This is a genomic window from Acidisoma silvae (assembly GCF_020618775.1).
Lineage (GTDB): Bacteria > Pseudomonadota > Alphaproteobacteria > Acetobacterales > Acetobacteraceae > Acidisoma > Acidisoma silvae.
Genome location: NZ_JAESVB010000003.1, coordinates 317724 through 341881, shown reverse-complemented (window position 1 = coordinate 341881; position 24158 = coordinate 317724). Strand labels below are relative to the sequence as shown.

The 24158-nt window shown below is 63.6% G+C and carries 25 protein-coding genes; 12 read left to right on the top strand and 13 right to left on the bottom strand.

Annotation, left to right across the window (positions count from 1 at the left end; all coding sequences use genetic code 11):
- Positions 1–127 precede the first annotated feature (127 nt).
- The 8 genes from ilvD (at position 128) to xylB (ending at position 9066) form a co-directional block, all read left to right on the top strand.
- Positions 128–1999: a dihydroxy-acid dehydratase gene (ilvD, locus tag ASILVAE211_RS09635; RefSeq protein WP_227321083.1), complete on the top strand. Its 1872-nt coding sequence runs from the start codon at positions 128–130 to the stop codon at positions 1997–1999.
- 122 nt (positions 2000–2121) lie between these two features.
- Positions 2122–2376 carry a type II toxin-antitoxin system RelE family toxin gene (locus ASILVAE211_RS09630; RefSeq protein WP_227321082.1) on the top strand — a complete coding sequence of 85 codons (255 nt, stop codon included), beginning with the start codon at positions 2122–2124 and terminating at the stop codon, positions 2374–2376.
- Positions 2373–2762: a helix-turn-helix domain-containing protein gene (locus ASILVAE211_RS09625; RefSeq protein ID WP_227321081.1), complete on the top strand. Its 390-nt coding sequence runs from the start codon at positions 2373–2375 to the stop codon at positions 2760–2762. Before ASILVAE211_RS09630 ends, ASILVAE211_RS09625 begins: the two co-directional genes overlap by 4 nt.
- 226 nt (positions 2763–2988) lie before the next feature.
- Positions 2989–3555, top strand: a complete 567-nt coding sequence (gene ahpC / locus ASILVAE211_RS09620; RefSeq protein WP_227321080.1) for an alkyl hydroperoxide reductase subunit C — start codon at positions 2989–2991, stop codon at positions 3553–3555.
- A gap of 140 nt (positions 3556–3695) precedes the next feature.
- The gene (gene ahpF / locus ASILVAE211_RS09615) at positions 3696–5276 is read left to right on the top strand and encodes an alkyl hydroperoxide reductase subunit F (RefSeq protein WP_227321079.1); all 1581 of its coding nucleotides are present in this window, start codon (positions 3696–3698) and stop codon (positions 5274–5276) included.
- A 55-nt stretch (positions 5277–5331) separates the two neighbouring features.
- Complete coding sequence (locus tag ASILVAE211_RS09610) at positions 5332–6276, top strand: LysR substrate-binding domain-containing protein (RefSeq protein WP_227321078.1); 945 nt, start codon at positions 5332–5334, stop codon at positions 6274–6276.
- 58 nt (positions 6277–6334) lie between these two features.
- Positions 6335–7588, top strand: coding sequence for a DNA polymerase IV (locus ASILVAE211_RS09605; protein WP_227321077.1), 1254 nt, complete (start codon positions 6335–6337; stop codon positions 7586–7588).
- Complete coding sequence (gene xylB, locus ASILVAE211_RS09600) at positions 7585–9066, top strand: xylulokinase (RefSeq protein WP_227321076.1); 1482 nt, start codon at positions 7585–7587, stop codon at positions 9064–9066. Before ASILVAE211_RS09605 ends, xylB begins: the two co-directional genes overlap by 4 nt.
- Here xylB and ASILVAE211_RS09595 read toward each other — a convergent pair.
- From ASILVAE211_RS09595 to ASILVAE211_RS09575, 5 genes are read right to left on the bottom strand one after another with little or no spacing between them, the layout of a single operon-like run.
- Positions 9063–10136, bottom strand: a complete 1074-nt coding sequence (locus ASILVAE211_RS09595) for a WD40 repeat domain-containing protein (RefSeq protein WP_227321075.1) — start codon at positions 10134–10136, stop codon at positions 9063–9065. The two genes, xylB and ASILVAE211_RS09595, sit on opposite strands and share 4 nt — an antisense overlap.
- 8 nt (positions 10137–10144) lie before the next feature.
- Positions 10145–11143 (bottom strand): CobW family GTP-binding protein, encoded by a 999-nt coding sequence (locus tag ASILVAE211_RS09590; RefSeq protein ID WP_227321074.1) that lies wholly within the window; start codon positions 11141–11143, stop codon positions 10145–10147.
- 59 nt (positions 11144–11202) lie between these two features.
- Positions 11203–12495: an O-antigen ligase family protein gene (locus tag ASILVAE211_RS09585; RefSeq protein WP_227321281.1), complete on the bottom strand. Its 1293-nt coding sequence runs from the start codon at positions 12493–12495 to the stop codon at positions 11203–11205.
- The gene (locus tag ASILVAE211_RS09580; protein WP_227321073.1) at positions 12495–13619 is read right to left on the bottom strand and encodes a glycosyltransferase family 4 protein; all 1125 of its coding nucleotides are present in this window, start codon (positions 13617–13619) and stop codon (positions 12495–12497) included. Before ASILVAE211_RS09580 ends, ASILVAE211_RS09585 begins: the two co-directional genes overlap by 1 nt.
- A 2-nt stretch (positions 13620–13621) precedes the next feature.
- On the bottom strand, positions 13622–13876 hold the full coding sequence (locus ASILVAE211_RS09575; RefSeq protein WP_227321072.1) for a sulfurtransferase TusA family protein: 255 nt from the start codon (positions 13874–13876) through the stop codon (positions 13622–13624).
- Positions 13877–14084: 208 nt separating this feature from the next.
- Between ASILVAE211_RS09575 and ASILVAE211_RS09570 the strand changes: the two genes are divergently transcribed.
- From ASILVAE211_RS09570 to ASILVAE211_RS09555, 4 genes are all read left to right on the top strand, one after another.
- Positions 14085–14525, top strand: a complete 441-nt coding sequence (locus ASILVAE211_RS09570) for a MucR family transcriptional regulator (RefSeq protein WP_227321071.1) — start codon at positions 14085–14087, stop codon at positions 14523–14525.
- Between the two features lie 142 nt (positions 14526–14667).
- Positions 14668–15192 carry a Fur family transcriptional regulator gene (locus ASILVAE211_RS09565; protein ID WP_227321070.1) on the top strand — a complete coding sequence of 175 codons (525 nt, stop codon included), beginning with the start codon at positions 14668–14670 and terminating at the stop codon, positions 15190–15192.
- Positions 15193–16032 (top strand): GNAT family N-acetyltransferase, encoded by an 840-nt coding sequence (locus tag ASILVAE211_RS09560; RefSeq protein ID WP_227321069.1) that lies wholly within the window; start codon positions 15193–15195, stop codon positions 16030–16032.
- A 3-nt stretch (positions 16033–16035) separates the two neighbouring features.
- Entirely contained in the window at positions 16036–17004 is a 969-nt protein-coding gene (locus tag ASILVAE211_RS09555) for a hydroxyacid dehydrogenase (protein ID WP_227321068.1), read from the top strand.
- Here ASILVAE211_RS09555 and ASILVAE211_RS09550 read toward each other — a convergent pair.
- The 8 genes from ASILVAE211_RS09550 to secY form a co-directional block, all read right to left on the bottom strand.
- Positions 17001–17987, bottom strand: a complete 987-nt coding sequence (locus tag ASILVAE211_RS09550; protein WP_227321067.1) for an RluA family pseudouridine synthase — start codon at positions 17985–17987, stop codon at positions 17001–17003. The two genes, ASILVAE211_RS09555 and ASILVAE211_RS09550, sit on opposite strands and share 4 nt — an antisense overlap.
- Entirely contained in the window at positions 17984–19360 is a 1377-nt protein-coding gene (locus tag ASILVAE211_RS09545; RefSeq protein ID WP_406566037.1) for a replication-associated recombination protein A, read from the bottom strand. The genes ASILVAE211_RS09550 and ASILVAE211_RS09545 overlap by 4 nt, the downstream gene beginning before the upstream one ends.
- Positions 19361–19444: 84 nt before the next feature.
- Positions 19445–19879, bottom strand: a complete 435-nt coding sequence (gene rplQ, locus ASILVAE211_RS09540; protein ID WP_227321066.1) for a 50S ribosomal protein L17 — start codon at positions 19877–19879, stop codon at positions 19445–19447.
- A gap of 64 nt (positions 19880–19943) precedes the next feature.
- Complete coding sequence (locus ASILVAE211_RS09535; RefSeq protein ID WP_227321279.1) at positions 19944–20963, bottom strand: DNA-directed RNA polymerase subunit alpha; 1020 nt, start codon at positions 20961–20963, stop codon at positions 19944–19946.
- Positions 20964–21061: 98 nt separating this feature from the next.
- On the bottom strand, positions 21062–21457 hold the full coding sequence (gene rpsK / locus ASILVAE211_RS09530; RefSeq protein WP_227307583.1) for a 30S ribosomal protein S11: 396 nt from the start codon (positions 21455–21457) through the stop codon (positions 21062–21064).
- 102 nt (positions 21458–21559) lie between these two features.
- Positions 21560–21937: a 30S ribosomal protein S13 gene (gene rpsM, locus ASILVAE211_RS09525; protein WP_227307584.1), complete on the bottom strand. Its 378-nt coding sequence runs from the start codon at positions 21935–21937 to the stop codon at positions 21560–21562.
- 149 nt (positions 21938–22086) lie between these two features.
- On the bottom strand, positions 22087–22773 hold the full coding sequence (locus ASILVAE211_RS09520) for an adenylate kinase (protein ID WP_227321065.1): 687 nt from the start codon (positions 22771–22773) through the stop codon (positions 22087–22089).
- Positions 22770–24119: a preprotein translocase subunit SecY gene (secY, locus tag ASILVAE211_RS09515; RefSeq protein WP_227321064.1), complete on the bottom strand. Its 1350-nt coding sequence runs from the start codon at positions 24117–24119 to the stop codon at positions 22770–22772. Before secY ends, ASILVAE211_RS09520 begins: the two co-directional genes overlap by 4 nt.
- Between the last annotated feature and the right edge of the window lie 39 nt (positions 24120–24158).

Here is a 24158-nt window from a genome sequence, read left to right as displayed (position 1 = left end):
GGGCAGAGATCAGAAATTCCAAGACGGCAGGCCAGACGGGTCGCAAAATAATGCGGAACGGCGTATTTTAGGTCACAAATGGCAATGTGACGCCACGGAATGACGCCGCTTCAGTAAGGATTGCGCTATGCCCGCCTATCGTTCCCGCACTTCCACTCATGGCCGCAACATGGCCGGCGCGCGTGCGCTGTGGCGGGCGACAGGCATGGGCGACAGCGATTTCGGCAAGCCGATTATCGCTATCGCCAATTCCTTCACCCAGTTTGTCCCTGGCCATGTCCATCTGAAGGATCTTGGCCAGCTCGTTGCCGGGGAAGTGCAGAAGGCTGGCGGCGTCGCCAAGGAATTCAATACCATCGCGGTCGATGACGGCATCGCCATGGGGCATTCCGGCATGCTCTACAGCCTGCCCTCGCGCGAGCTGATCGCGGATGCGGTGGAATATATGGTGCAGGCCCATTGCGCCGATGCTCTGGTCTGCATTTCCAACTGCGACAAGATCACGCCCGGCATGCTGATGGCCGCGATGCGGCTCAATATTCCGGCCATCTTCGTCTCCGGCGGCCCTATGGAAGCCGGGAAGATCAAGGCCGACGGCACCGGCGGTGCTGTGGTCGAGAAACGCGCCGACCTCATCACGGCCATGGTCGCGGCCGCCGATCCGCATGTTTCGGATGCCGATGCCGAAGTGCAGGAACGCTCGGCCTGCCCGACCTGCGGCTCCTGCTCCGGCATGTTCACCGCCAATTCCATGAACTGCCTGACGGAAGCTTTGGGCCTGTCGCTGCCCGGCAATGGCAGCCTGCTGGCAACGCACGCCGATCGCCGCAAGCTGTTCGTGGAAGCCGGCTGGACCATCGTTGACCTTGCCCGCCGCTGGTACGAGCAGGATGATGCCTCGGCCCTGCCGCGCAATATCGCGAGCTTCAAAGCTTTCGAGAATGCGATGTCGCTGGATATCGCCATGGGCGGGTCGACCAATACCGTGCTGCATCTTCTTGCCGCCGCGCAGGAAGCCGAACTGCCCTTCACCATGGCCGATATCGACCGGCTGTCCCGCCGCGTGCCAAACCTCTGCAAGGTCTCGCCCTCCGTGATGAGCGTCCATATGGAAGACGTGCATCGCGCCGGCGGCATCATGGCGCTGCTGTCGGAACTCAACCGCGCCGGACTGATCCATACCGATCTGCCGACCGTTCACAGCACCAGCATGGGCGCGGCGCTTGAGCAATGGGATGTGGTGGGCGCGGACCCCAATGGCACTACCGGCACGCTGTATCGCGCGGCGCCCGGTGGCGTGCGCACGGTGGAAGCCTTCAGCCAGGATCGCCGCTTTGCGGAATTGGATACAGACCGCGAAAAGGGTGTCATTCGCAATGTCGAGAATGCCTTCAGCAAGGATGGCGGTCTGGCCGTGCTGTTTGGCAATATCGCGACGGAAGGGGCCATCGTGAAGACGGCGGGCGTTGATGCGTCCAACCTCGTCTTCTCCGGTCCCGCGCATATCTTCGAAAGCCAGGATGACGCCGTGCGTGGCATTCTGGGTGACGAAGTGAAGGCCGGCGAAGTGGTGCTGATCCGCTACGAAGGCCCCAAGGGCGGCCCCGGCATGCAGGAAATGCTTTATCCGACCAGCTATCTGAAGTCGAAAGGCCTGGGCAAAGCCTGCGCGCTGATCACCGACGGTCGCTTCTCAGGCGGGACGGCGGGCCTGTCCATCGGTCATATGTCCCCCGAAGCCGCCGAAGGCGGCGCGGTCGGTCTGGTGCAGAACGGCGATATCATCGAAATCGACATTCCCAACCGCATCCTGCGCGTGGCGCTGACGGATGAGGAACTGGGCCTGCGCCGTATCGCCATGGAAGCCAAGGGTGCCGCCGGCTGGAAGCCGGAAGGTCGCGATCGCGTGGTTTCCCCCGCGCTGCGCGCCTATGCGGCGATGACGACCTCGGCCTCGCGTGGCGCGGTGCGCGACGTGTCCCAGGTCGAGCGGCGGTAACGCCTTTCCCAATCGGCTTAGCAAAAGGGCGGGGCCGCTAGGTTCGCCCTTTTTTGTGACTACCAATGCTCGCTATTAGCGATATTTCTTGATCAGACGCTCGCTATTAGCGATATTTGTGCATGGAACTGATCTTGCTCCCTGAGGCAATGCAGTCTTTACGCAAACTTCCAAAAGCAGATGCGAAACGGCTTCTGGAAGCGCTGCAGATGGTTGCTGACCAGCACCCGCAACGGCTTTCTTTTGTGACAGAAATGGTTGGGACATCTGGCCAGGATTGGCGTCTCAGAAAAGGCGACTATCGCGCGCTGTATCACATCACCGACGACGCTATTATCGTTTTTGACATAGGCGGCCGAAAGGACATTTACCGATGAGCACCGCTCTCACGCGCCCGAAAATCATTGAATCGGATGACGACACCGTCACGCTGAACCGCGATGAGTGGCAGTCCTTTGTTGAAAATGCTGAAGACTTGGCATCGGTCGCCAAGTTTCAGGCTTTTGTTGCAGAGATCGGTCTGGACAGGGTCAAGCACCTCGGCTTCACCGGCCAGGAAGCAGCGAAAATGCTCGACGGGGCTTCGCCTATCACCATCCGACGCGAGCGTGCAGGGATGACGCAGCGCGCCCTCGCCCAGGCAGCCGATATAAGCCCAAGCTATTTGGCCGAAATAGAAACGGGCAAGAAGCCCGGCAGCCTGGCCGTGATGGCAGCGATAGCCAGTGTGTTCGGAGTGCCTATCGAAAACCTCATGGTCTGATTTCTTCCTGTCTTCACGAAAGGCCCACCATCGCCTTACGACGGAACATAAAAGCGCGCTGCAATTAATCCGCATAATTCAATTGGTTAGACCACTGTCGTTGCCGCAGTGCAGCGAGTGATAGATAAAATCTATTGAAACGCACATATTTATCTATTTGGTAGATATGGTGCATCGCAGTATGGTCCTTCTCGGCGGTACTCGCACTGAGCCAGAAGGAAAACACATGTCGATCAACGTTAATTCCAAGATCAAACCCTTCAAGACCCAGGCCTATAAGCAGGGCAAGTTCATTGAGGTCTCCGAGCAGGACGTCCTCGGCAGCTGGGCTGTCTTCTTCTTCTACCCGGCCGACTTCACCTTCGTCTGCCCGACCGAACTCGGCGACGTGGCCGATCACTACGAAGAGCTGCGCCGCATGGACGTGGAAGTCTATTCCGTCTCCACCGACACGCATTTCGTCCACAAGGCGTGGCACGACACATCCGACACCATCGGCAAGATCCAGTACACCATGCTCGGAGATGCTTCGGGCGCCATCACCAACAATTTCGGCGTGATGCGTGAAGGCATGGGCCTCGCCGACCGCGCGACCTTCATCGTCGATCCGGACGGTATCGTGCAGTCCGTGGAAATCACCGCCGAGGGCATCGGCCGCAATGCGAAGGAACTCCTCCGCAAGATCAAGGCCGCCCAGTATGTCGCAGCCCATCCGGGCGAAGTTTGCCCCGCGAAGTGGGAAGAAGGTGAACTGACCCTCGCCCCGTCGCTCGACCTCGTCGGCAAGATCTGAGCCTCGGCTCACTGACTAACGCCGCCTGTCCTAGAGCCCGATGACCCCCTTGGGTTGAATCAACCCAAGGTCTGAATCGGTCTCTAAATTGTCTCTTGGGCAGGCGGCACCTCCCCTCCTTTAGCCGCCGGAGATCATCCATGCTGGATGCCAATCTGAAGACGCAGCTCAAGGCCTATCTGGAGCGGGTTGTCCGTCCCATCCAGATCACGGCTTCTGTCAATGACAGCCCCAAATCCCGCGAGATGCTGGAGCTTCTGCATGAATTGCAGGATGCGTCCTCAAAAATTTCCTTGTCCGAATCCCATGATGATGGCGAGCGCGCTCCGTCTTTCGCGCTGACGACACCGGGGCAGGACATCAGCCTGCGCTTCGCGGGCCTGCCCATGGGGCATGAATTCACCTCTCTCGTCCTGGCATTGCTGCAGGTCGGCGGCCATCCGTCGAAGCTCGAGCAAGCCGTGATCGAGCAGGTCCGTGACCTCGACGGCGAGATGACCTTCGAGACCTATTTCTCGCTCTCCTGCCAGAACTGCCCTGATGTTGTGCAGGCCCTGAACCTGATGGCGGTGCTCAACCCGAACATCAAGCACACGGCCATTGACGGCGCGCTGTTCCAGCAGGAAGTTGATGCCCGTCAGGTCATGTCCGTGCCGACCATCTTCCTCAACGGCCAGGTTTTTGGCCAGGGCCGCATGGGCGTGGAAGAAATCGTCGCCAAGCTCGACACGGGGGCTGCGCATCGCGAAGCCAAGAAGCTTTCGGCCGAAGCGCCGTTTGAGGTGCTCATCGTCGGCGGCGGTCCGGCCGGCGCGGCGGCCGCCGTCTATGCGGCGCGCAAGGGCATCCGCACGGGTGTGGCGGCCGAGCGCTTCGGCGGCCAGGTGCTGGACACCATGGGCATCGAGAATTTCATCTCCGTCCCGCATACCGAAGGCCCGAAACTCGCCCAGGCGCTTGAAACGCATGTGCGCGAGAATGACGTGAAGATCATGAACCTTCAGAAGGCCGCCGAGCTGAACCGCGAAGGCGATCATTTTGCCGTCCATATGGAAAGCGGTGCAGTGCTGAAGGCCAAGACGGTCATCCTGTCGACCGGCGCACGCTGGCGCCAGATGGGCGTGCCGGGCGAGGATATCTATCGCAACAAGGGCGTTGCCTATTGCCCGCATTGCGATGGCCCGCTGTTCAAGGGCAAGCGCGTCGCCGTCATCGGCGGCGGCAATTCAGGTGTCGAAGCCGCCATCGACCTCGCCGGTATCGTGAAGCATGTCACGCTGATCGAATTCGACACCAAGCTGCGGGCGGACGCGGTGCTTCAGCGCAAGCTGCATAGCCTGCCGAACGTCACCGTTCTCGTCTCCGCGCGCAGCACGGAAGTGAAGGGCGACGGCCAGAAGGTTTCCGGTCTGGTCTATGAGAATCGCGTGACCGGTGAGCATCACACGATCGATCTGGAAGGCATCTTCGTCCAGATCGGCCTGCTGCCGAATACGGATTGGCTGAAAGGCACCATCGACCTGTCGCCGCGCGGCGAGATCGTCATCGACGGCCACGGCCAGACCTCTCTGCCGGGCGTCTTCGCGGCTGGTGACTGCACAACGATTCCGTACAAGCAGATCATCATCGCGGCGGGCGAGGGCGCGAAGGCTTCGCTTTCGGCCTTCGATTACCTGATCCGTTCGTCTGCCCCGCAGACGGAAGAAGCGAAGGCCGCTTGATCAGCAGCCAGTTGGTTTGCCACCCGCGCGCCTGTCGCGCGGGTGGCAACAACCGATGAACCTCCGCGAACTGCAATATCTGGTGGCCCTGGCCGACCAGCGGAATTTCCGCCGGGCGGCGGAGCTTTGCCTGGTCAGCCAGCCGACGCTGTCGACGCAAATCCGCAAGCTGGAAGATGAGCTTGGCGTGACGCTGATTGAGCGGTCACCCCGCAATGTCATGCTGACACCGGCAGGCCAGGATATCACCGCCCGCGCGCGGCGTATTCTGAACGAAGCCGCCGCCATCAAGGATGCAGCCAAGCGGATGAGCGCCCCCGAATCCGGCGTGCTGCGGCTGGGCATTTTTCCGACGCTTGGCCCCTATCTGCTGCCGCATGTCATGTCCGGCATCAAACAGCGCTTTCCGCATCTGGAACTGTTCCTGACAGAAGAGAAAAGCGACCCGCTGCTGGAGCGTCTGCAGGCCGGCAAGCTGGATGCTGTCATCCTGGCCCTGCCCGTCCATGACCCGCAATTGCAGACCGAGCTTCTGTTCGAGGAGCCCTTTCTGCTCGCGGTGCCGAATAATCATGATCTGGCGGCGCGACAGACCATCCGCATCGCGGAACTGGCCAAGTATAATCTGCTGCTTCTGGAAGACGGGCATTGCCTGCGCGATCAGGCGCTGGCCGTCTGCGACACATCGGGCTCACGCGAGACCACCGGTTTCCGCGCCACGAGTTTGGAGACCTTGCGCCAGATGGTCATGGCCGGCATCGGCATGACGCTGATCCCGGCGCTGGCCGCCCATGGCATGGCGGGTCCGCAATCGCGGCCCGTGCATCTGCTGGTTTTCGAGGATGCCAGTCCCAGCCGCCGTATCGCGCTGGTCTGGCGCAAAACGTCGGCCGTCGAGCCTTTGCTGCGGGATCTGGCCACCGCCTTCCGGTCCCTGCTGCCACCCGCGCTGCTGGATGCCCATGCGCTCGCCTCCGCTCCCACGCTGAACGACGCCTGACCTCCTGGCATCGCGGTCCCGGGCCGGCTAGATTGCGGCACCGGGAGCCGACCGCGCCATGCCCACCCTCTGCCGATCCTGCGATTCTGTCAGTGAGGCGCCGAAGCGGCTTTGCCCGGCCTGCGGATCGCGCCGGCTCATCAGCCACCCGGAACTTTTTACGCTCAGCATTGCCCATATCGACTGCGATGCCTTCTATGCCAGCGTCGAGAAACGGGACCGTCCGGAACTCGCCAGCCGCCCGCTAATCGTCGGCGGCGCGCATCGCGGCGTCGTCAGCACCGCCTGCTATATCGCGCGGCTGTCGGGCGTGCGCTCCGCCATGCCGATGTTCAAGGCGCTGAAGCTTTGCCCGGATGCCGTCGTCCTGAAACCGGAAATGGCGAAATACGTGCACGAATCCCGCCGCATCCGCGCGCTGATGGCGGATATGACGCCGCTGGTGCAGCCGCTGTCGATCGACGAGGCCGCGCTTGATCTGTCAGGCACGGAAACCCTGCATCGCGCGCCGCCCGCCGTCATGCTGGCGCGCCTTGCCCGGCGGGTAGAGGATGAGATCGGCGTCACCATCTCCATCGGCCTTTCCCATAACCGGCTGTTGGCCAAGCTCGCCGCCGAGCGCGACAAGCCGCGCGGCTTCTCCGTCATCGGGTCGGAAGCCGCGGCACTTCTGGCCAATGAGCCCGTCAGCCTGCTGCCCGGCATCGGCCCGGCCGCCACCGCCAAACTGACCAGCCTCGGCTTTACCCGCCTTGCCCAGTTGCAGGCGCTGGATATCGAGACCGCCTATCGCATGCTGGGGGCGGACGGTCCCGCGCTCTGCCGCCGCGCGCGCGGCGAGGATGACCGCCGGGTCGATCCCGAGCGCGAGACGAAATCCATCAGCGCCGAGACGACCTTCGATACGGATATCCGCACTCTGCCGGAGCTTGAGAAAATCCTGTGGCAGATTGCTGAAAAGCTGGCGCGACGCCTGCGGAAAGAGGAATTCGCCGCCGGCGGCATCACGCTGAAGCTTAAGACCGCCGAGCATAAGCTGCGCACCCGCAGCCTGCGCCTGGCGGTGCCGACCGCGCTGCCGGATTTGCTGTATGACGCCGGCCGTTCCCTGCTGGCGCGCGAAATCGACGGCACCGCTTTCCGTTTGCTGGGTCTCGGTGCGCAGCCGCTGCGGCCGGTTGAGGACGCCGATCCGGTTGACCTCGCGGACCCCGATTCCAACCGGCGGGTCGCTCGCCAGCAAGCGCTGAACCGGCTACGAGACAAATTCGGCACCGGCATCATCGGACGCGGACGAGGCTTCACCCCATGACCTGCTATCTGGGCATCGATCTCGGCACCTCCGCCGTCAAAGCCATTGTCGTCGATGAGCGGGAGGCTGTGCTGGCCTCCGTCTCCATCGCCGTGCCGGTGCCCACGCACCCGCTGCCTCTGGCCTCGGAACAATCCCCAGAAAGCTGGTGGCAGGCGGTGGAAGCAGCCCTCGACCAGCTTGCCGCAGGAAACGCAGATCTTATGGGACGGGTGCGCGGCATCGGCCTTTCCGGCCAGATGCACGGGCTCTGCCTGCTCGATGCCGAGGACAGGCCAGTGCGGCCGGCCATGCTGTGGAATGACGGCCGTGCCGAGGCTGAAGCGGAAGATTTGCAGGCTGAGGGCCAGGCGCTTGCGCGTCAACTCGGCGTGCCGGCCATGGCCGGTTTGACCGCCCCCAAACTGCTCTGGCTCCAGAAGCATGAGCCGGAAAGTCTGGCACGCGCGAAACGCCTGCTGCTGCCGAAGGATTTCGTCCGCCTGCATCTGACCGGGCATTACGTCACCGATGTCACGGACGCCGCTGGCACCTGGCTTTTGGATGAAGAGACGCGGGGCTGGAGCGACGCCGCCATTCGCCGCATCGGGCTTGATGCCGCGCTGCTACCGCCGGTCGTGGAAAGCCCGACCGATACCGGCACCATCAGGCCCGCCATCGCGCATCGCTTCCGTCTGTCGCCCACGACCGTGGTGGCCGGCGGGGCAGGGGATACGCTGGCCGGCGGTTTGGGGATCGGCGTCGTCAATGACAGCAGCAGCTTTGTCGCACTCGGCACGTCCGGCCAGGTCTTCGTCGCGACCGAGCGCTATCGCCCGGCGCCGGAACAGGCCGTGCATAGTTTCTGTCATGCCTTGCCTGGGCGCTGGTGCGCCATGACCGCCGTGCTCAATGGCGCCAGCGCGCTATCGACCATGAGCCGGCTTGGCGGTGCGGCCGATATCGCGACGCTGCTGGAAGAGGTGGAAGCCGGTTTTACCGGCCCCAGCGACCTTTTGTTCCTGCCTTATCTCACTGGCGAGCGCAGCCCGCATAACGACCCTTGGGCGCGGGGCGTGCTGTTCGGCCTGACGCCGGACAGCAATCGCGCGTCGATGATCCAGGCAGTGCTGGAAGGCGTCGCCTTCAGTCTGGCCGATGGCGTGGCGGCGCTGAACTCAGCCGGCATTCAAGTGGGGGAGGCCGGTTTCATCGGCGGCGGCGCCCGCAGCCGGCTCTGGGCGAAGATCATCGCCTCGGCCACGGGCCTGACGCTCAACCGCTTTGCCGATGGCGCGCATGGCGCAGCCTTCGGGGCCGCGCGGCTCGGCCGCATGGCCGCCGGCGGCGGGCTGGTTGCGACCCAGCCCGAAATTATCGAGACCATCGCGCCGGACGCTGCCCTGCGCGATGCCTACCAGCCGCGGCTCGCGGCCTATCGCAGCCTCTATCGCACCCTCAAACCGGAGTTCCGGCGTGAGAAGGATGCTGGCTTTTAACGCTTCGACAAATCCACCACGCCGGCGAAACCTGTCTCGGTTCCGAAAGCCAGATGGCTGCCGCTGTCGTTCCAGGCCAGGGCCGTAATGGCGCCATGGCCGGGCTCGGCAACCGGCACGATGCGCTGGGATTCGATATCGGCCAGCACCACGCGGCCATCGGCGAAACCGGCGGCAACGACATCCGAACGCGGATTGAACTGCACGCGGCTGACGACGACGCTGGCGCCGCCCGCCAGTTCCAGCGGCGGCTTGCCCATGGGGCCGCCGCCGAAGAAGGGCCACATGACGATGGTATCGGCGCCGGATGAGGCCAGCCAGCGCCCCGAGCGCGAGAAGGAAATCGATTCCGGCTTGGTCGGATAGCCGCTCATGCGCATGTGCTGGCTGTCCGTCAGCCGCCAGCCGTGCAGCGCGTTTTCTTGCATGCTGGTGACGACGGATTCCCCGTCCGGGTGCAGGGCGACGCCGATATGGCTGCCCTTCCATTCCAACCGGCGCGGCGTATCGGTCTTGGCGGCCACAAACCACAGGCTTGCGCCATTGTAATGCGAGGCCGCAATCCGCTTGCCGCGATTGTCGAAGCTGATGCCGGTGACGGTGGAAGGATGTTCCAACACCTTCAGCTTCTGGCCGCGCGCGTCGAACAGGTGAACCTGCTTGCCGGCGGAACAGGCCAGGATCGGCACGTCCTTGTCCCGGCCACGGCCACGGCCCGGCGCGAAGCTGGTCACATGGTCCACCCATTTGGAGCCGAGATCGCTCAGCGTTACCGCCTCGCCGTCCGGCTTCACGCGGCGGAAATCGCCGTCGTCGCCGCCGGTCACGACGGCTCCCGGCACCACATCGGCGGCAAGGCTCAGCACCGCGCCCTCATGCACGAAAACACTGGTCCATTCGGCCTCGGCGTCAGCGACCGGCGCAAAATGCACCGCGCCGTCGCCCAGACCGAAGGCCACAAATTCGCCGCCACGATCGAAGGTGATCTGAACGACATAGGCATCAATGGCGCGATGGAAGCCACGCGTTGCGACGAGACTGTCCCGGACCGGGGATTGAGCGGAGGACATAAGGCTGATCAATCCACCTGGCAGGATTCGAAGCCGCGACGCAGCTGCGGACGGTTGAGGTCACGGCCGATGAAGACGATACGGCTCTGGCGCTTTTCGCCGTCTTTCCAGGGGCCGATGAAATCGCCATCGGCAATCATATGCACGGCCTGGAAGGCGAAACGGCGATCTTCGCCCTGATAGTCCAAAATGCCTTTGGTCCGCAGCAGGTCGGCGCCCTTGGCGTTGAGAAGCGCGCCGATCCAGCCATTGAACTTCTGCGGGTCGATGGGGCGCGACACCGTGAAGCTCATGCTGCTGATCTCTTCGTTATGCTCATGCTCGTCCGAATCAAGGAAATCCGGGTCGAGGGCAAGAATGCGGTTGAGATCGAAGGCCTTGCGCTCCAGCACCGCCTCGATCGCGACGCTCGACTTTTCCGAGCGGATGATCGGCGCGATGGCGTTGATAGCGCGGATGCGCGCTTCCACGGCCACCAGTTCGGCGGTGGTCACGAGGTCGATCTTGTTCAGCAGGATGACATCCGCGAAGGCGATCTGGGCGGCGGCTTCAGCGCTGTCGGCCAGACGCGCGGGCAGGTTCAGAGCATCGACCACGGTGACGATCGCATCCAGCCGCGCCTTCGCCTTCACACCTTCATCGACGAAGAAGGTCTGCGCCACGGGGGCCGGATTGGCGAGGCCGGTGGTCTCGATGATGATGCCGTCGAACTTGGTGCGGCGCTTCATCAGGCCGGCCAGGATGCGGATCAGATCGCCGCGTACGGTGCAGCAGATGCACCCGTTATTCATCTCGAACACTTCCTCGTCGGCATCGACGACAAGGTCGTTATCCACGCCCAACTCACCGAATTCATTGACGATGACGGCGTATTTCTTGCCGTGATTCTCGGTCAGGATGCGGTTCAGCAGGGTGGTCTTGCCCGCGCCTAGATAGCCGGTGAGAACGGTGACGGGCACGAGCGTCGGGGCGGTCGGGGCAGGTGCGTCGGTGAGGGTGTCGGACATGAGATACTCCGGATCACGAAGGCAATAACGAAAATCTATACAGGACTATATAGGTCCTCTCACCCTGCGGGGCGAGGGCTCGGCTCTGCTGCCACTGCAGGCGAGGGCTGGCGCCATCGCGCTTCCGCGAGGCCCCAGCCGAGCACGACGAAGAAATAGCCGCTGACGGGCAGGCTGAGGAAAGCGCTGGTCGAGGCAATCGGCCAGAGATGGATGAAGGCCGCCGCGAACAGGCCGACACGCACGGCGTCCGGCCTGCGCCACAGGCCGCGCGCCATATCGCGCAGCCAGGCGATGACCATGAGCGAGAACAGAATCAGGCCGGGATAGCCGCCATCCGTCGCCGCCTGGAGATAGAAATTATGCGGATGCTGTTTGCAGGTCGGCAGACCGCCGCCGATGTCGCCGGGCTGATGCGTCCAGCCGACCCAGTAGCGCATATCTGGGCAACCGTCGCGGAACCCGTTGAAACCACGACCGACAATAGGGTTCTGCTCGGTGATCTCATCCGCGCGGCGCAGCAGCAGGCCATACGGGCTGGGGCGGAAATGATCCATCTGCGTCGAGAACTTCTCGACCAGCCGGTAATAGGTATGGGGCGAAATGACGGGGGAGGCGGCGATGACCAGACCGCCCACGACAACAAGGCCGATCGCGACCGGCCGCAGCTTGGGTAGGAAGAGCGCTGCCACAGCCAGGCCCAGGATGGTCAGCAGCACCGGCATGCGCTGGCTGATCAGCACCATGCAGGCGATCCCGACGGCGGCCAGCAGAACGCCCGCCGCGCGATACCAGAAGGATTTGCGCGAAATCAGGGCCATGACCGGCGGCAGCACGGCCGGAAACAGGATCCGCACCAGTTCGGGGGCGGCGCGCGGCTTGTAGAAGGGGCCGGTCAGCTCGCCGTCAGCCCAGCGGCCATAGCCATAGAAGTTCTTCCCAAAAGCGTACTGATACAGCACGCCGGCACAGATATAGGCCGCGACCGCCTGCACCACCCAGCGTAGCCAGAGGCGCGGGCGCGGGTCGCGCAGCACCCAGTTCTCCAGCGCGGCAGCGAAAACGCCGTAGCGCAGCATGACCAGCGCCTGGACGAAGTTGGGCCAGGTGCCATGGAAGGGATGCGGCAAGGGCAGGGAGCAGATCATCTCCCAGATCCACCAGGCGCCTGCGAAAGGCACCCAGCCCTGGCGCAACCAGGCCCATTGCCGCGTCCGCGCGCACTGGGCCAAGAACAGGATGGCCGTGACGGAAAAGAAGATATCGGCCAGCGCTCGCGCATTCAGCAGCGAAGGCGTGACGAGCAGAACCGCGACCAATGCCGCGCGTTGCAGGAGAAGACTGATCGGCATCACGAGGTCAGCAGTTCCATTCTCAAAGCATCAAGCCGGCGGCGAGCCTCCGGCACATCATAGGCACGCGCTCTGGCTTGGCCCGCCTGTGACAAGGCAGAGAGCCGGGCCGGATCGCGCGCCAGACCGACCAGCGCCGCCGCGATACCCGATACATCATCGGGGTCGATCGCCACAGAGGCGCCAAGCGCCAATTCCGCCAGGCCCCCCCGATGTGATGACACCAGCGCCGCACCGGCCGCCATGGCTTCCAGCGCTGCGAGGCCGAAGGGCTCCTGCCAGCGGCTGGGCACCACGGCGATGGCCGCACGGCTTAATGCCGCCATGACGGCCACATGATCGCGATAGCCCAGGCGCTCGATCCCCGCCTTGTCGGCCGCCGCGCGCAGGCTTTCGGTAAAAGACGTTTCGGGACTGTCAGGGCGGAAACGATCCGCCCCGATCATGACGGCACGCCAGCCGGGCAGCTGGGGCAAAGCCTCGGCGCAGGCGCGCACGAAGCTGTCGGCGCCCTTATCGGCCACGACACGGCCCGCGAAGAGAATGACCCGGTCCCGCTCGGCAGAAGACGGTGACGGCGGCAGGGCAGCCAGATCAAGACTATTCGGCAGGATGCGCGGCACAGGAACGCCGCTGTCCGATCCCTCCATCCAGGCATCGGACAAAAAGCGGGAGACGCAGACCACGGCACCAAGAGTTCGCGACAGGGCGGCGCGCGCCGCTGCTGTTTTGGCCCCGCGCATGGCGCGCGGGTCGTTATGCAAAAACAAAGCGATGCGGCGCGCAGGAAACCGGGCCGCGAGGCGCCGGGCCAGATCCGGCCGGTTATGAACTTCGATCAGATCCGCTGACAGTCCGCGCAGCACCCGCGCAACCGCTGCGGCATAGCGCGCGTCCCCGCCCCCAAACAGGCTGGACATCGACCAGCGCTCCTCCGCCGCGCGAAACGGCAAAGGAAATATCGCCCCCTTTTGCGGCGCGCCCACAATCGTCACGGTGAAACCGGCCCCCGCCGATGCCGCCAGCCGCGCTTGCAGCAAGGCGATGGCGCCGGCCGATTGCGGACCAAACCCTTCGCGCGGCGGCAGAATGACAGCGACGCGCTTCCCAAAAACCTCAGCCACAGTCAGGCTTTCGGGCCACGACAGATGACGATTTCGAGAACATCCGGGTCTGCGTCCGGAATAGATTCGACAATGGCATGACCTTGGGCGGCCACCATGCGCGGCACGCTGTCGCGCGGCTCCGCACCGCGCAGGCGTACACGAAGAAGAGAGCCCTCGGCCAAGCGTTCAAGCATCAAACGCGTTCTCACAAAGGTCATCGGACAAGTTTCGGTGGTCACGTCAAGAAATGCCGCCTCGGCTGTATTTGCGTTCATGATATTGCTTTACTTGACGACCTGTTAACCTTGTTGCCCTGATTAGCCATTTCGATGTAGAGAAGGCCCGAATCGGCGATGCACTCTATAAAACCCACGCAACATCACATCGCTGGATTGTTTGAATTCTACCTATACGGCCGCTTATCTCGGAAATATTTAGCGCAAGTCGCGTACGTGCCTTATCATCCGGCCAGGAGAATGATGAATGTCTGACGATGCCGCCAATCTTAGTGTCCTTGGCTGGACCGCCCAGATCGTGTCCGCCCATGTGTCTCATAACACGGTAGCACCCGAAGCCCTGCCCACACTCATCCAGGAAGTCTTCCGCACGCTGTCCAATGTCGGCGCGGCACCGGAAGTGGTCGAGAAGCCGCAGCCGGCGGTTCCCGTGAAAAAGAGCGTATTCGGCGACTACATCATCTGCCTGGAAGACGGCAAGAAGCTGAAGATGCTGAAGCGCCATCTGAAGACGGCCTATAATCTTGAGCCCGAGCAGTATCGCGAGCGCTGGGGCCTGCCGCCGGATTACCCGATGGTCGCCCCCAATTATGCGCGCCAGCGGTCATCGCTTGCCAAAAAGATCGGCCTCGGCACCAAGCCCCGCGCGCCCGTGAAGGCGAACGGACGCTCCACCCGAGGCGGCTGACGCCATTCTGCCACTCTGAGCTTTGCCTCCTCTGGCGGCTCCCCCTATAACGATCCGGGCGGCCTTGGGCTTGGCAGGATGCCAGTCTGAGCGCCGCTGATCGTAACGCCCGGAACGGCGGGGATAGAACCGGAAACCAACGATGATGTCGCGCATCGAGCGCCTGTGCATCGAAAAGGGCCTGAAAATGACGGGGCAGCGCCGCGTCATCGCCAGTGTTCTTTCCGAAGCGGAGGATCACCCCGACGTAGAAGAACTGTATCGGCGAGCCGTCGCCCTCGACAATCGCATGTCGATTGCGACCGTCTACCGAACCGTGCGCCTGTTCGAGGAAAATGGTATTCTCGAACGCCATGATTTCGGCGGCGGACGCGCGCGGTACGAACCGACGACGCCCGGCCCCCATCATCATCTCGTCGATGTCGATACGGGCCGTGTCATCGAATTCATCGATGCCGAATTGGAAGACGCCATTCGCGGCATCGCCAAGCGCCTTGGCTTCGATCTTGTCTCGCATCGGCTTGAACTCTTCGGACGCCGCTTGCCCGAACAGACGATGGCGGCGGAAACGCCGGCCCCGGCGAAGCGCAAGCCCAGCCGTGGCACGGCCGCGTCCGAAACGCCGCCGCGCCTCGCAAACGGCCCTGGGGCCGACCGTGGGCATTAAGTGAGCGTGATCGAACCGCCGCTGCCTGACCTGAACCGCGAGGAAGGCATCGGCGAATTGCGTGCCGGCAATCTCGGCCTGCGCATCGCCCGCACCGCAGGGGAACTGGATGCCGCCCAGGCCCTGCGCTACCGCGTCTTTTACGACGAACTCGGCGCCCATCCTGATGAAACCGCCGCCCGCACCGGCCGCGACAGCGACCGCTACGATGCTGTCGCCGATCATCTTCTCGTCGTCGATCATGACCTGGGTGACGGGCCGGACGCCGTGGTGGGTACCTACCGCCTCATTCGCCGGGAAGCCGCCGAGACCATCGGCCGCTTTTACTCCTCAGACGAATACGACATTTCGCTGATCGAGCGCTTTCCCGGCCGCGTCCTGGAACTTGGCCGCTCCTGCGTCGATGCCACCTATCGCGGCCGCGCCGCCATGCAATTGCTGTGGCGCGGCATCGCGGCCTATGTCTTCACACATAACATCGATCTGATGTTCGGCTGCGCCAGCCTGCCGGGCAATGACGTCGACGCCCTGGCCGCCGAGCTGACCTATCTCCACGCCAATCATCTGGCGCCGCCCGATATCCGCATGAAGGCCCTGCCGGAACGCTATGTCGATATGCAGCGGATGGACCCGGCCGCGATCGATGGCCGGCAGGTGCTGGTCAGCCTGCCGCCGCTGATCAAGGGCTATCTGCGCCTCGGCGGTTTTGTCGGCGATGGTGCGGTCGTCGACCCGCAATTCAACACGACCGATGTCGCGGTCGTCGTGCAGACCGATCTGGTCACAGGCAAGTATTACCGGCATTTCGAACGCGAACGCGAACAGAAAGACAGGCGATAGCTAATGGCGTCTTCCAGTGTACTCGTCACCTCTCCCGTTCTGGCACAAGAGGGGGTGACGCTCCTGGAAACCGCAGGTCTGGCCGTTCACTACATGCCCGCTTTCTCCAGCCCTGGCGCAGTTGCCGCCCGCGCGGCGGAGATCGGCGCCGCCGGCATCATCGCCCGTCAGGGCGCCATCACCGCGGCCGTGATGGATTCCTCCCCCAATCTGCGCATCATCGCCCGCCATGGCGCCGGCACTGATGAAGTCGATCTCGACGCTGCCCGTGCGCGCGGCATGCTGATTACCCGCACGCCGGGTGCGAATGCCCGCGCCGTCGCCGAACATACAATCGCGCTCACCTTGGACCTGCTGAAACAGATCCACAGCATTCAGCCGGTCATTGCGCAAGGCGGCTGGCGGGCGGGCGACATGTGGGCCTCGGACGCCCATGGCAAGCGCCTCGGCCTTATCGGCATGGGCCCTATCGGCCAGCACACGGCCCGCATGGCGGCGGCCTTCGGCATGGAGGTCATCGCTTATTCCCGCCAGACCGACCCCGCCGTCTATGTCCATGCGCGGCGCGAGGACAGCCTGGAGCAGCTGCTGGAGACGAGCGATATCGTCTCGCTCCACACCGCCCTGGTGCCGGAAACCGACAGGATGATCAACGCGGCTGCGCTGGCCCGGATGCCGAAGGGGGCCTACCTCGTCAATACCGGGCGCGGCGGCCTGGTGGATGAGGATGCCCTGCTGGCGGCGCTGGAGTCCGGCCATATCGCCGGGGCCGGGCTGGACGTGCTGACGCAGGAGCCGCCGCCGGCCGACCATCCGTTCCGCGATCACCCCAAGGTCATTCTGACGCCACATATGGCAGGCGTCACCGCAGGGTCGATGACGCAGATGGCGGTGGACGCCGCCGAATGCGTGGTTGCAAAACTTACCGGCGGCGTAGTGCCTCCGGACCGGATCGTCGTTCCTGGCCGTTAACCCTTGACCCTGCGGGTCGGCTCCGGCGCCGGATTGACGAAACCGAGCCTCTTGAACGTCTCTTCCATATGCGCGGACAGGGGGGCGGACACGGTCAAGGTGCCGCCGGCCGGATGGGGCAGGTGAAGCTTGCGCGCATGAAGATGCAACTGTCCCAGCATCGTCTCCATGTCCGATTCCCCGCCATAGGGGATATCGCCCAGGATCGAATGGCCCATGGCGGCGCAATGGACGCGCAGCTGATGGGTACGGCCGGTATGCGGATAAAGGCCGAGCCAGCTGAACTTGCGACCGGCATGGTCCAGTGTCTCGTATTCCGTGACCGCCTTCTGGGCGTCCGGGTCTGAGGGATGGGCGATGGCGCTGCGCGCGCCGCCAATGCCCTGCACGCGCGTCAAAGCCCGGTCAATCCGGCCTTCCAGCGGCACCGGCAGGCCCATCACGACGGCCCAATAGGTCTTCTCCACCTTCCGGGTGCGGAAGGCGGCGGCAAGCTTGGCGGCGATCCCCGGCGAACGCGCCAGCAGCAGCACGCCCGAGGTGTCACGGTCCAGCCGATGCACGAGGCGCGGACGATGCTCGCTACCATAGCGCAGCCCGTCCAGCATGCCGTCCAGATGCTTGGTAATGCCGGCGCCGCCCTGCGTCGCCAGGCCTGGCGGCTTGTTCAGTACGATCACCGCGTCGTCGCGGTAGAGCACCATGCGTTCCAGCTCTTTGATCTGTCGCGCGTCTGCCACCGGCACTGGCCGCGGCGCATCCTGGTCTGCGGCGGCGAGGGCGGCCGGGGGAATGCGCACGCCCTGGCCGGGCTGCAGGCGCGTCGAGGCCTCAACCCGCTTGCCAGCGACCCGGATCTGCCCGGTGCGGCAGAGCTTTTCGATGGCCCCCTGAGTAAGGCCTGCGAAATGCCGGCGGAACCAGCGGTCCAGCCGGATATCGGCCTCGTCGTCCGAGACAATGCGTTCTTCAATAGTGCTCATTCGCCGCGCTCCCGCTCTCGCTGCAGGCGCAGCTTGGCCCAATAATCCAGACGTTTGGCAATCTCGCGCTCGAAGCCGCGTTCCGCCGGATTGTAGAATTGCTCCCGCGACATGCCGTCGGGGAAATAGTTACGGCCTGAAAAGGCCTCTTCCTGATCATGGTCATAAGCATAGTCTTCGCCGTAGCCGAGGTCCCGCATGAGCTTCGTCGGCGCGTTGAGGATATGGGCCGGCGGCATCAGACTACCGGTTGCTTTCGCGGCCCGTTTAGCGGCACCGAAAGCCTTGTAGACCGCGTTCGATTTCGGCGCCGTTGCCAGATAGACGACCGCCTGGGCCAAGGCCAATTCGCCTTCCGGGCTGCCCAGCCGCTCATAGGTCGTCCAGGCCGTCTCCGTCACCAGCAGGGCCTGGGGATCGGCCATGCCGATATCCTCGGCCGCGAAGCGCAGGATGCGGCGGGCGATATAGCGCGGGTCTTCGCCGCCGCCCAGCATGCGGGCAAACCAATACAGCGCCGCATCGGGGTCCGAGCCGCGCATCGCCTTATGCAGCGCGGAAATGAGGTTGTAGTGCTCCTCGCGGTCCTTGTCGTACAGCGCCGCGCGCTTCGACAGCAGATCGGCGAGCCCGGTCGGATCCAGCGCCTCAGTCTCATCCGGCAGCGAGAAGAGCTGTTCGGCCATATTGAGCAGATAGCGCCCGTCGCCGTCCGACATGGCGGCCAGCGTCGCCCGCGCCTCTCCGGTCAGCGGCAAAGCGCGGCCGATCTCGGCCTCGGCACGGTCCAGCAATTGGCCAAGGGCTGCATCATCCAGCCGCTTAAGCACCAGCACCTGGCAGCGGGAGAGCAGGGCGCCGTTCAGCGCGAAAGACGGGTTTTCCGTCGTCGCACCGATCAGCGTCACAATCCCTTCCTCGACCACAGGCAGGAAGGCATCCTGCTGGGCGCGATTAAAGCGATGGATTTCATCCACGAAAAGCAGCGTGGCGTCGCCGGTGCGGTTGCGCCGCGCCGCTTCCTCGAAGACGCGCTTAAGATCCGCGACGCCCGAGAAAACGGCGGAAATCTGGGAGAAGACCAGCCCAGCCCGCTCGGCGATGAGGCGCGCGATGGTTGTCTTGCCAACGCCGGGCGGTCCCCAAAGAATGAGGGAAGACAGAGACCCGCGCTCCAGCATCCGCGTCAGCGTGCCCTGGGGCCCAAGCAAATGATCCTGGCCGGTGACGTCACCGAGTGTGGCCGGCCGCAACCGATCGGCCAAAGGCCGCAATTTGCCGCGCGCGGCGCTGGCCCGTCCCGAACCCGCCAGGGCAGGCCCCGGCGCCGGTGCGCCAAACAGATCGCCTGGGGGGGAAGGGGAGCGCGCCACGCGAAATCCTTCGGACTTAAAAAGCGAAAGGGCGGACACCTCGCGGGGTCCGCCCTTTCTTATCACCAGACGCTTCGGCGAGGATTACGCCTCGGCGCCGAAGCCTTCTTCCTCGGTCGCCACTTCCGGCTTGGGGCCGCTGTCCTGGCCCTTGGCGGAAACGTCACGATCGACGAATTCGATGATCGCCATCGGAGCGGCATCGCCATAGCGGATGCCGGCCTTCAGCACGCGGGTGTAGCCACCGGCACGCGCCTTGTAGCGACCGGCCAGCGCCTCGAAGAGCTTCGTGACGATGGTGTCGTCGCGCAGCTGGGCATAGGCCTGGCGGCGCGCATGCAGATCGCCGCGCTTGCCAAGGGTCACGAGCTTCTCGGCGACCGGGCGAAGTTCTTTCGCCTTCGGCAGCGTCGTCGTGATCTGCTCGTGCTTGATCAGGGCAACGGCCATGTTGCGGAACATGGCAGCGCGGTGGGTAGAGGTAACGTTGAGCTTACGCCCGGAAACGCCATGACGCATGGTTTCAGTCCTTTGACCTGTGCGTGCTTCTAGTCAAAACGCGGTTAAAGTTTGAAGCCGTACGTCAGAACGGCTCTTCGAGCCGGCGGGCGAGGTCTTCGATATTCTCAGGCGGCCAGCCCTGGACGTTCATGCCCAGCGCGAGACCCATAGCAGTCAGCACTTCTTTGATTTCGTTCAGCGACTTGCGACCGAAATTCGGGGTGCGCAGCATTTCCTGCTCACTCTTCTGAACGAGATCGCCGATATAGACGATATTGTCGTTCTTCAAGCAGTTGGCGCTACGGACCGAAAGCTCGAGCTCGTCGACCTTGCGAAGCAGGTTGCGGTTGAACGGCAGGTCATCCTGCTGCTCTTCCAGACGAAGCTGCTGCGGCTCATCGAAGTTGATGAAGAGCTGAAGCTGGTCCTGCAGGATGCGAGCGGCGAGCGCCACCGAATCTTCCGGGGTCACGGCGCCGTTGGTCTCAACCGTCAGCAGAAGCTTGTCATAGTCGGTGACCTGCCCAACGCGGGTCGGCTCCACCTTGTAGGACACGCGCTTCACCGGCGAATAGATCGAGTCGACCGGGATCAGGCCGATCGGCGCATCTTCCGGACGATTGGCGGAAGCCGCGACATAGCCCTTGCCGATATTGACCGTGAACTCCATGCCCAGCTTCACGCCTTCGTCCAGCGTGCAGATGACCAAGTCAGGGTTCATGATTTCGATGTCGTGGCCGGCCTGGATCTGCTCGGCACGCACTTCGCCGGGGCCGGTGGCCGACAGCATCATGCGCTTCGGGCCTTCGCCATGCATGCGCAGCGCCAGCTGCTTCACGTTCAGCACGATGTCGGTCACATCCTCGCGGACGCCGGGAACCGTGCTGAATTCATGCAACACGCCGTCGATCTGCACGGCCGTCACAGCGGCACCCTGCAAAGACGACAGCAGGACGCGGCGGATAGCGTTGCCGAGCGTCATGCCAAAGCCACGCTCCAGCGGCTCCGCCACAACGGTGGCCACGCAGGAGGGATCGTTACCCGGCTCGACTTCGAGCTTTTCGGGTTTGATCAGCGATTCCCAATTTCTCTGCAATACCACGTTCGCCTCATAAAAGAACAAGCCGGGCGCCGGGCCCTCACCACATCAGACGGAGAGGGCCGGCAGAATCCGGCAACAGGACGGCCAGACGCTCCGCGTCAGACGCGGCGGCGCTTACGCGGGCGGCAACCATTGTGCGGAACAGCGGTCGTGTCCCGAATGGAGCTGACCGAGAAGCCGACGGTCTGCAGGGCGCGAAGCGCGCTTTCGCGGCCGGAACCCGGGCCGCTCACCTCGATCTCGAGGGTCTCCATGCCGTGGTCGCGCGCCTTGCGGCCCGCGTCTTCCGCCGCCATCTGCGCCGCGTACGGGGTGGACTTGCGGCTACCCTTGAAACCCTGGGCGCCAGCCGAAGACCAGGCAATGGTATTGCCCTGGGCGTCGGTGATGGTCACCACGGTGTTGTTGAAGGTCGCGGCAACATGCGCCACGCCGGAGCTGATATTCTTGCGCTCTTTTTTACGCGGGCGAGAAGAAGCGGCGGGCTTCGCCATAGATAAATCCTGTCACTGATGACGTGGCCGCCGCGGCGTAACCGGGCGGCCAAAACGTCGCAAAAATTTCCAACGCAAGGTGAAACGCTGGGGGTAAACCCCTTAGCGGGTCACCTTCTTCTTACCGGCGATCGCCACGGCCTTACCCTTGCGGGTGCGGGCATTGGTGTGGGTGCGCTGGCCGCGAACCGGGAGGCCACGACGATGACGCAGACCGCGATAGCAGCCGAGATCCATCAGACGCTTGATGTTCATCGACACTTCACGCCGCAGATCGCCTTCGACGCGGAATTCCCGGTCGATCAGCTCACGGATGCGGAGGACTTCGTCGTCAGACAGCTGGTTAACCCGGCGATCGGCGGCAATGCCCAAGCGCTCGCAGATTTGGACGGCGTTGGTCGGGCCAATGCCGTAGATATAACGCAGACTGATGACAACCCGCTTGTTGGTCGGGATGTTCACCCCGGCAATACGCGCCACGCTTCACACTCCTCAAGCGCCGAACGCTCGGGTGCGTTCAGCTGGTCGTCCCGGATATGGCCGAGAAAAAGTACCGACCAGGACCCCTGCCCTCGATCGGTGGAGGTGCGGAATAGCGCCGCCCCTAACTGAGAGTCAACGGCTGTAGATCAACTTTGCGTGAGCGCATGGGTGACTCTGTGCTGGGACAGGGTCTCCAAAGCGGCTTCGATCGTGCCAGCAACCTCGTCAATCTCGGCCAGACCGTCCACAACCACCAGGCGGTCCTGCGCCGCGTAATAAGGCAGCAGGGGGGCTGTCTGGCGGTTGTACGCCTCGAGGCGGGCTGTTACGACCTCGCGCTTGTCGTCCGGGCGACGGATGAAGTCATGCGCGCCACAGATGTCGCAGGTGCCTTCGACCTTCGGGTGCTTGAACTCGTCATGGTAGCTCGCGCCGCATTTCCCGCAGGAGAAGCGGCCAGCGATACGCTCGATCAGCACCTCGTCATTCACGCGCAGTTCGATGACGGCATCGATTGGCGTGCCGCGCTTCGCCAGCATGACGTCCAGCGCTTCGGCCTGCGGCACGGTGCGGGGAAAACCATCCAGGATGAAGCCATGGGCGCAGTCGGGCTTCTCGATGCGGCTGGCCAGCATGGCGACGATGATATCGTCGGACACGAGACCGCCCTGATCCATGATCGCCTTGGCGCGCAGACCGACATCGCTGCCGGCCGCGACTTCCGCGCGCAGCATGTCACCGGTCGAAATCTGGGCGATGCCGTGACGGCTCTGCAGACCCTTGGCCTGGGTGCCTTTGCCGGCGCCCGGCGGCCCGAGAAGAATAATGTTCATCGGCCCCTCCCGCGCCCGCGGCCCCTTTTGATCAGGCCTTCGTATTGATGCGCGATCAGATGGGACTGGATTTGCGTGACGGTGTCCATAGTGACGGACACAATAATCAGCAGACTGGTGCCGCCGAAATAGAAGGGCAGGCTGAAATGCCCGATCAGCCATTCGGGCACCAGGCAGACGACGACGAGATAGAGCGCGCCGACGGTCGTGAGGCGGGTCAGGATGCGGTCGAAATAGGACGCCGTATTGCTGCCCGGGCGAATGCCGGGGATGAAGCCGCCCTGCTTCTTCAGATTGGTCGCCGTCTCCTCGGGGTTAAACACCACCGCCGTATAGAAATAGGAGAAGAAGATGATCATCGCGGCATAGAGAATCATATAGACGGGCTGGCCGTGGGCCAGAGAGCCCGCCAGCCATTGCAGCCAGGCAGGGCCATGGCCGCCAGCATGGGCAAAGCCGATGACGGTCGCCGGGATCAGCAGGATGGAACTGGCGAAGATCGGCGGGATGACGCCGGCCGTGTTGATCTTCAGCGGCATATGGCTCGATTCGCCGCCATAGACTCGCTGACCGACCTGGCGTTTGGGATATTGGATGATGATGCGGCGCTGCGCACGCTCCATAAACACTACGAAGCCGATGATGACGACGGCGCCGATGATGAAGGCCAGCACGAAGATGGGCGACAGCGCGCCGGTCTTGCCGAGTTCCAGTAGGTGCACGAGCGCGCTGGGCAGATTGGCGACGATGCCGGCGAAGATGATGAGCGAGGATCCGTTGCCGATGCCGCGCGCGGTGATCTGCTCGCCGATCCACATCAGGAACATGGTGCCGCCGACCAGGGTCACGACGCAGGTGAAGCGGAAGAACATGCCGGGGTCGACGACGGCGGCGCCGACACTGCCACGCATGCTCTCCAGCCCGACCGCGATGCCGTAGCTCTGGAAGATCGCGATAATGGCGGTGAGATAGCGGGTATACTGGTTCAAGCGGCGCCGGCCGCTGTCGCCTTCCTTCTTCATCGCTTCCAGCGACGGGATAGCGGAGGACATCAGCTGAATGATGATGCTGGCAGAGATATAAGGCATGATGTTCAGCGCGAAGACGGTCATACGACCCAGCGCACCGCCCGAGAACATGTCGAACATGCCCAGGATGCCGCCGCCGTTTTGGGTCATGAGCTGGCTCATGACCGCCGGATCAACGCCGGGAACCGGGATATAGGTGCCCAGGCGGAAGACGATCAACGCCCCGAGGGTGAACCAGATCCGCTTCTTGAGTTCGGTTGCCTTGGAAAAGGTCCCGAAGTTCAAATTTGCCGCAAGTTGCTCGGCCGCCGAGGCCATCCCAAGTTCCCATCAATGCGACGGGCACCGGCCGGCCCT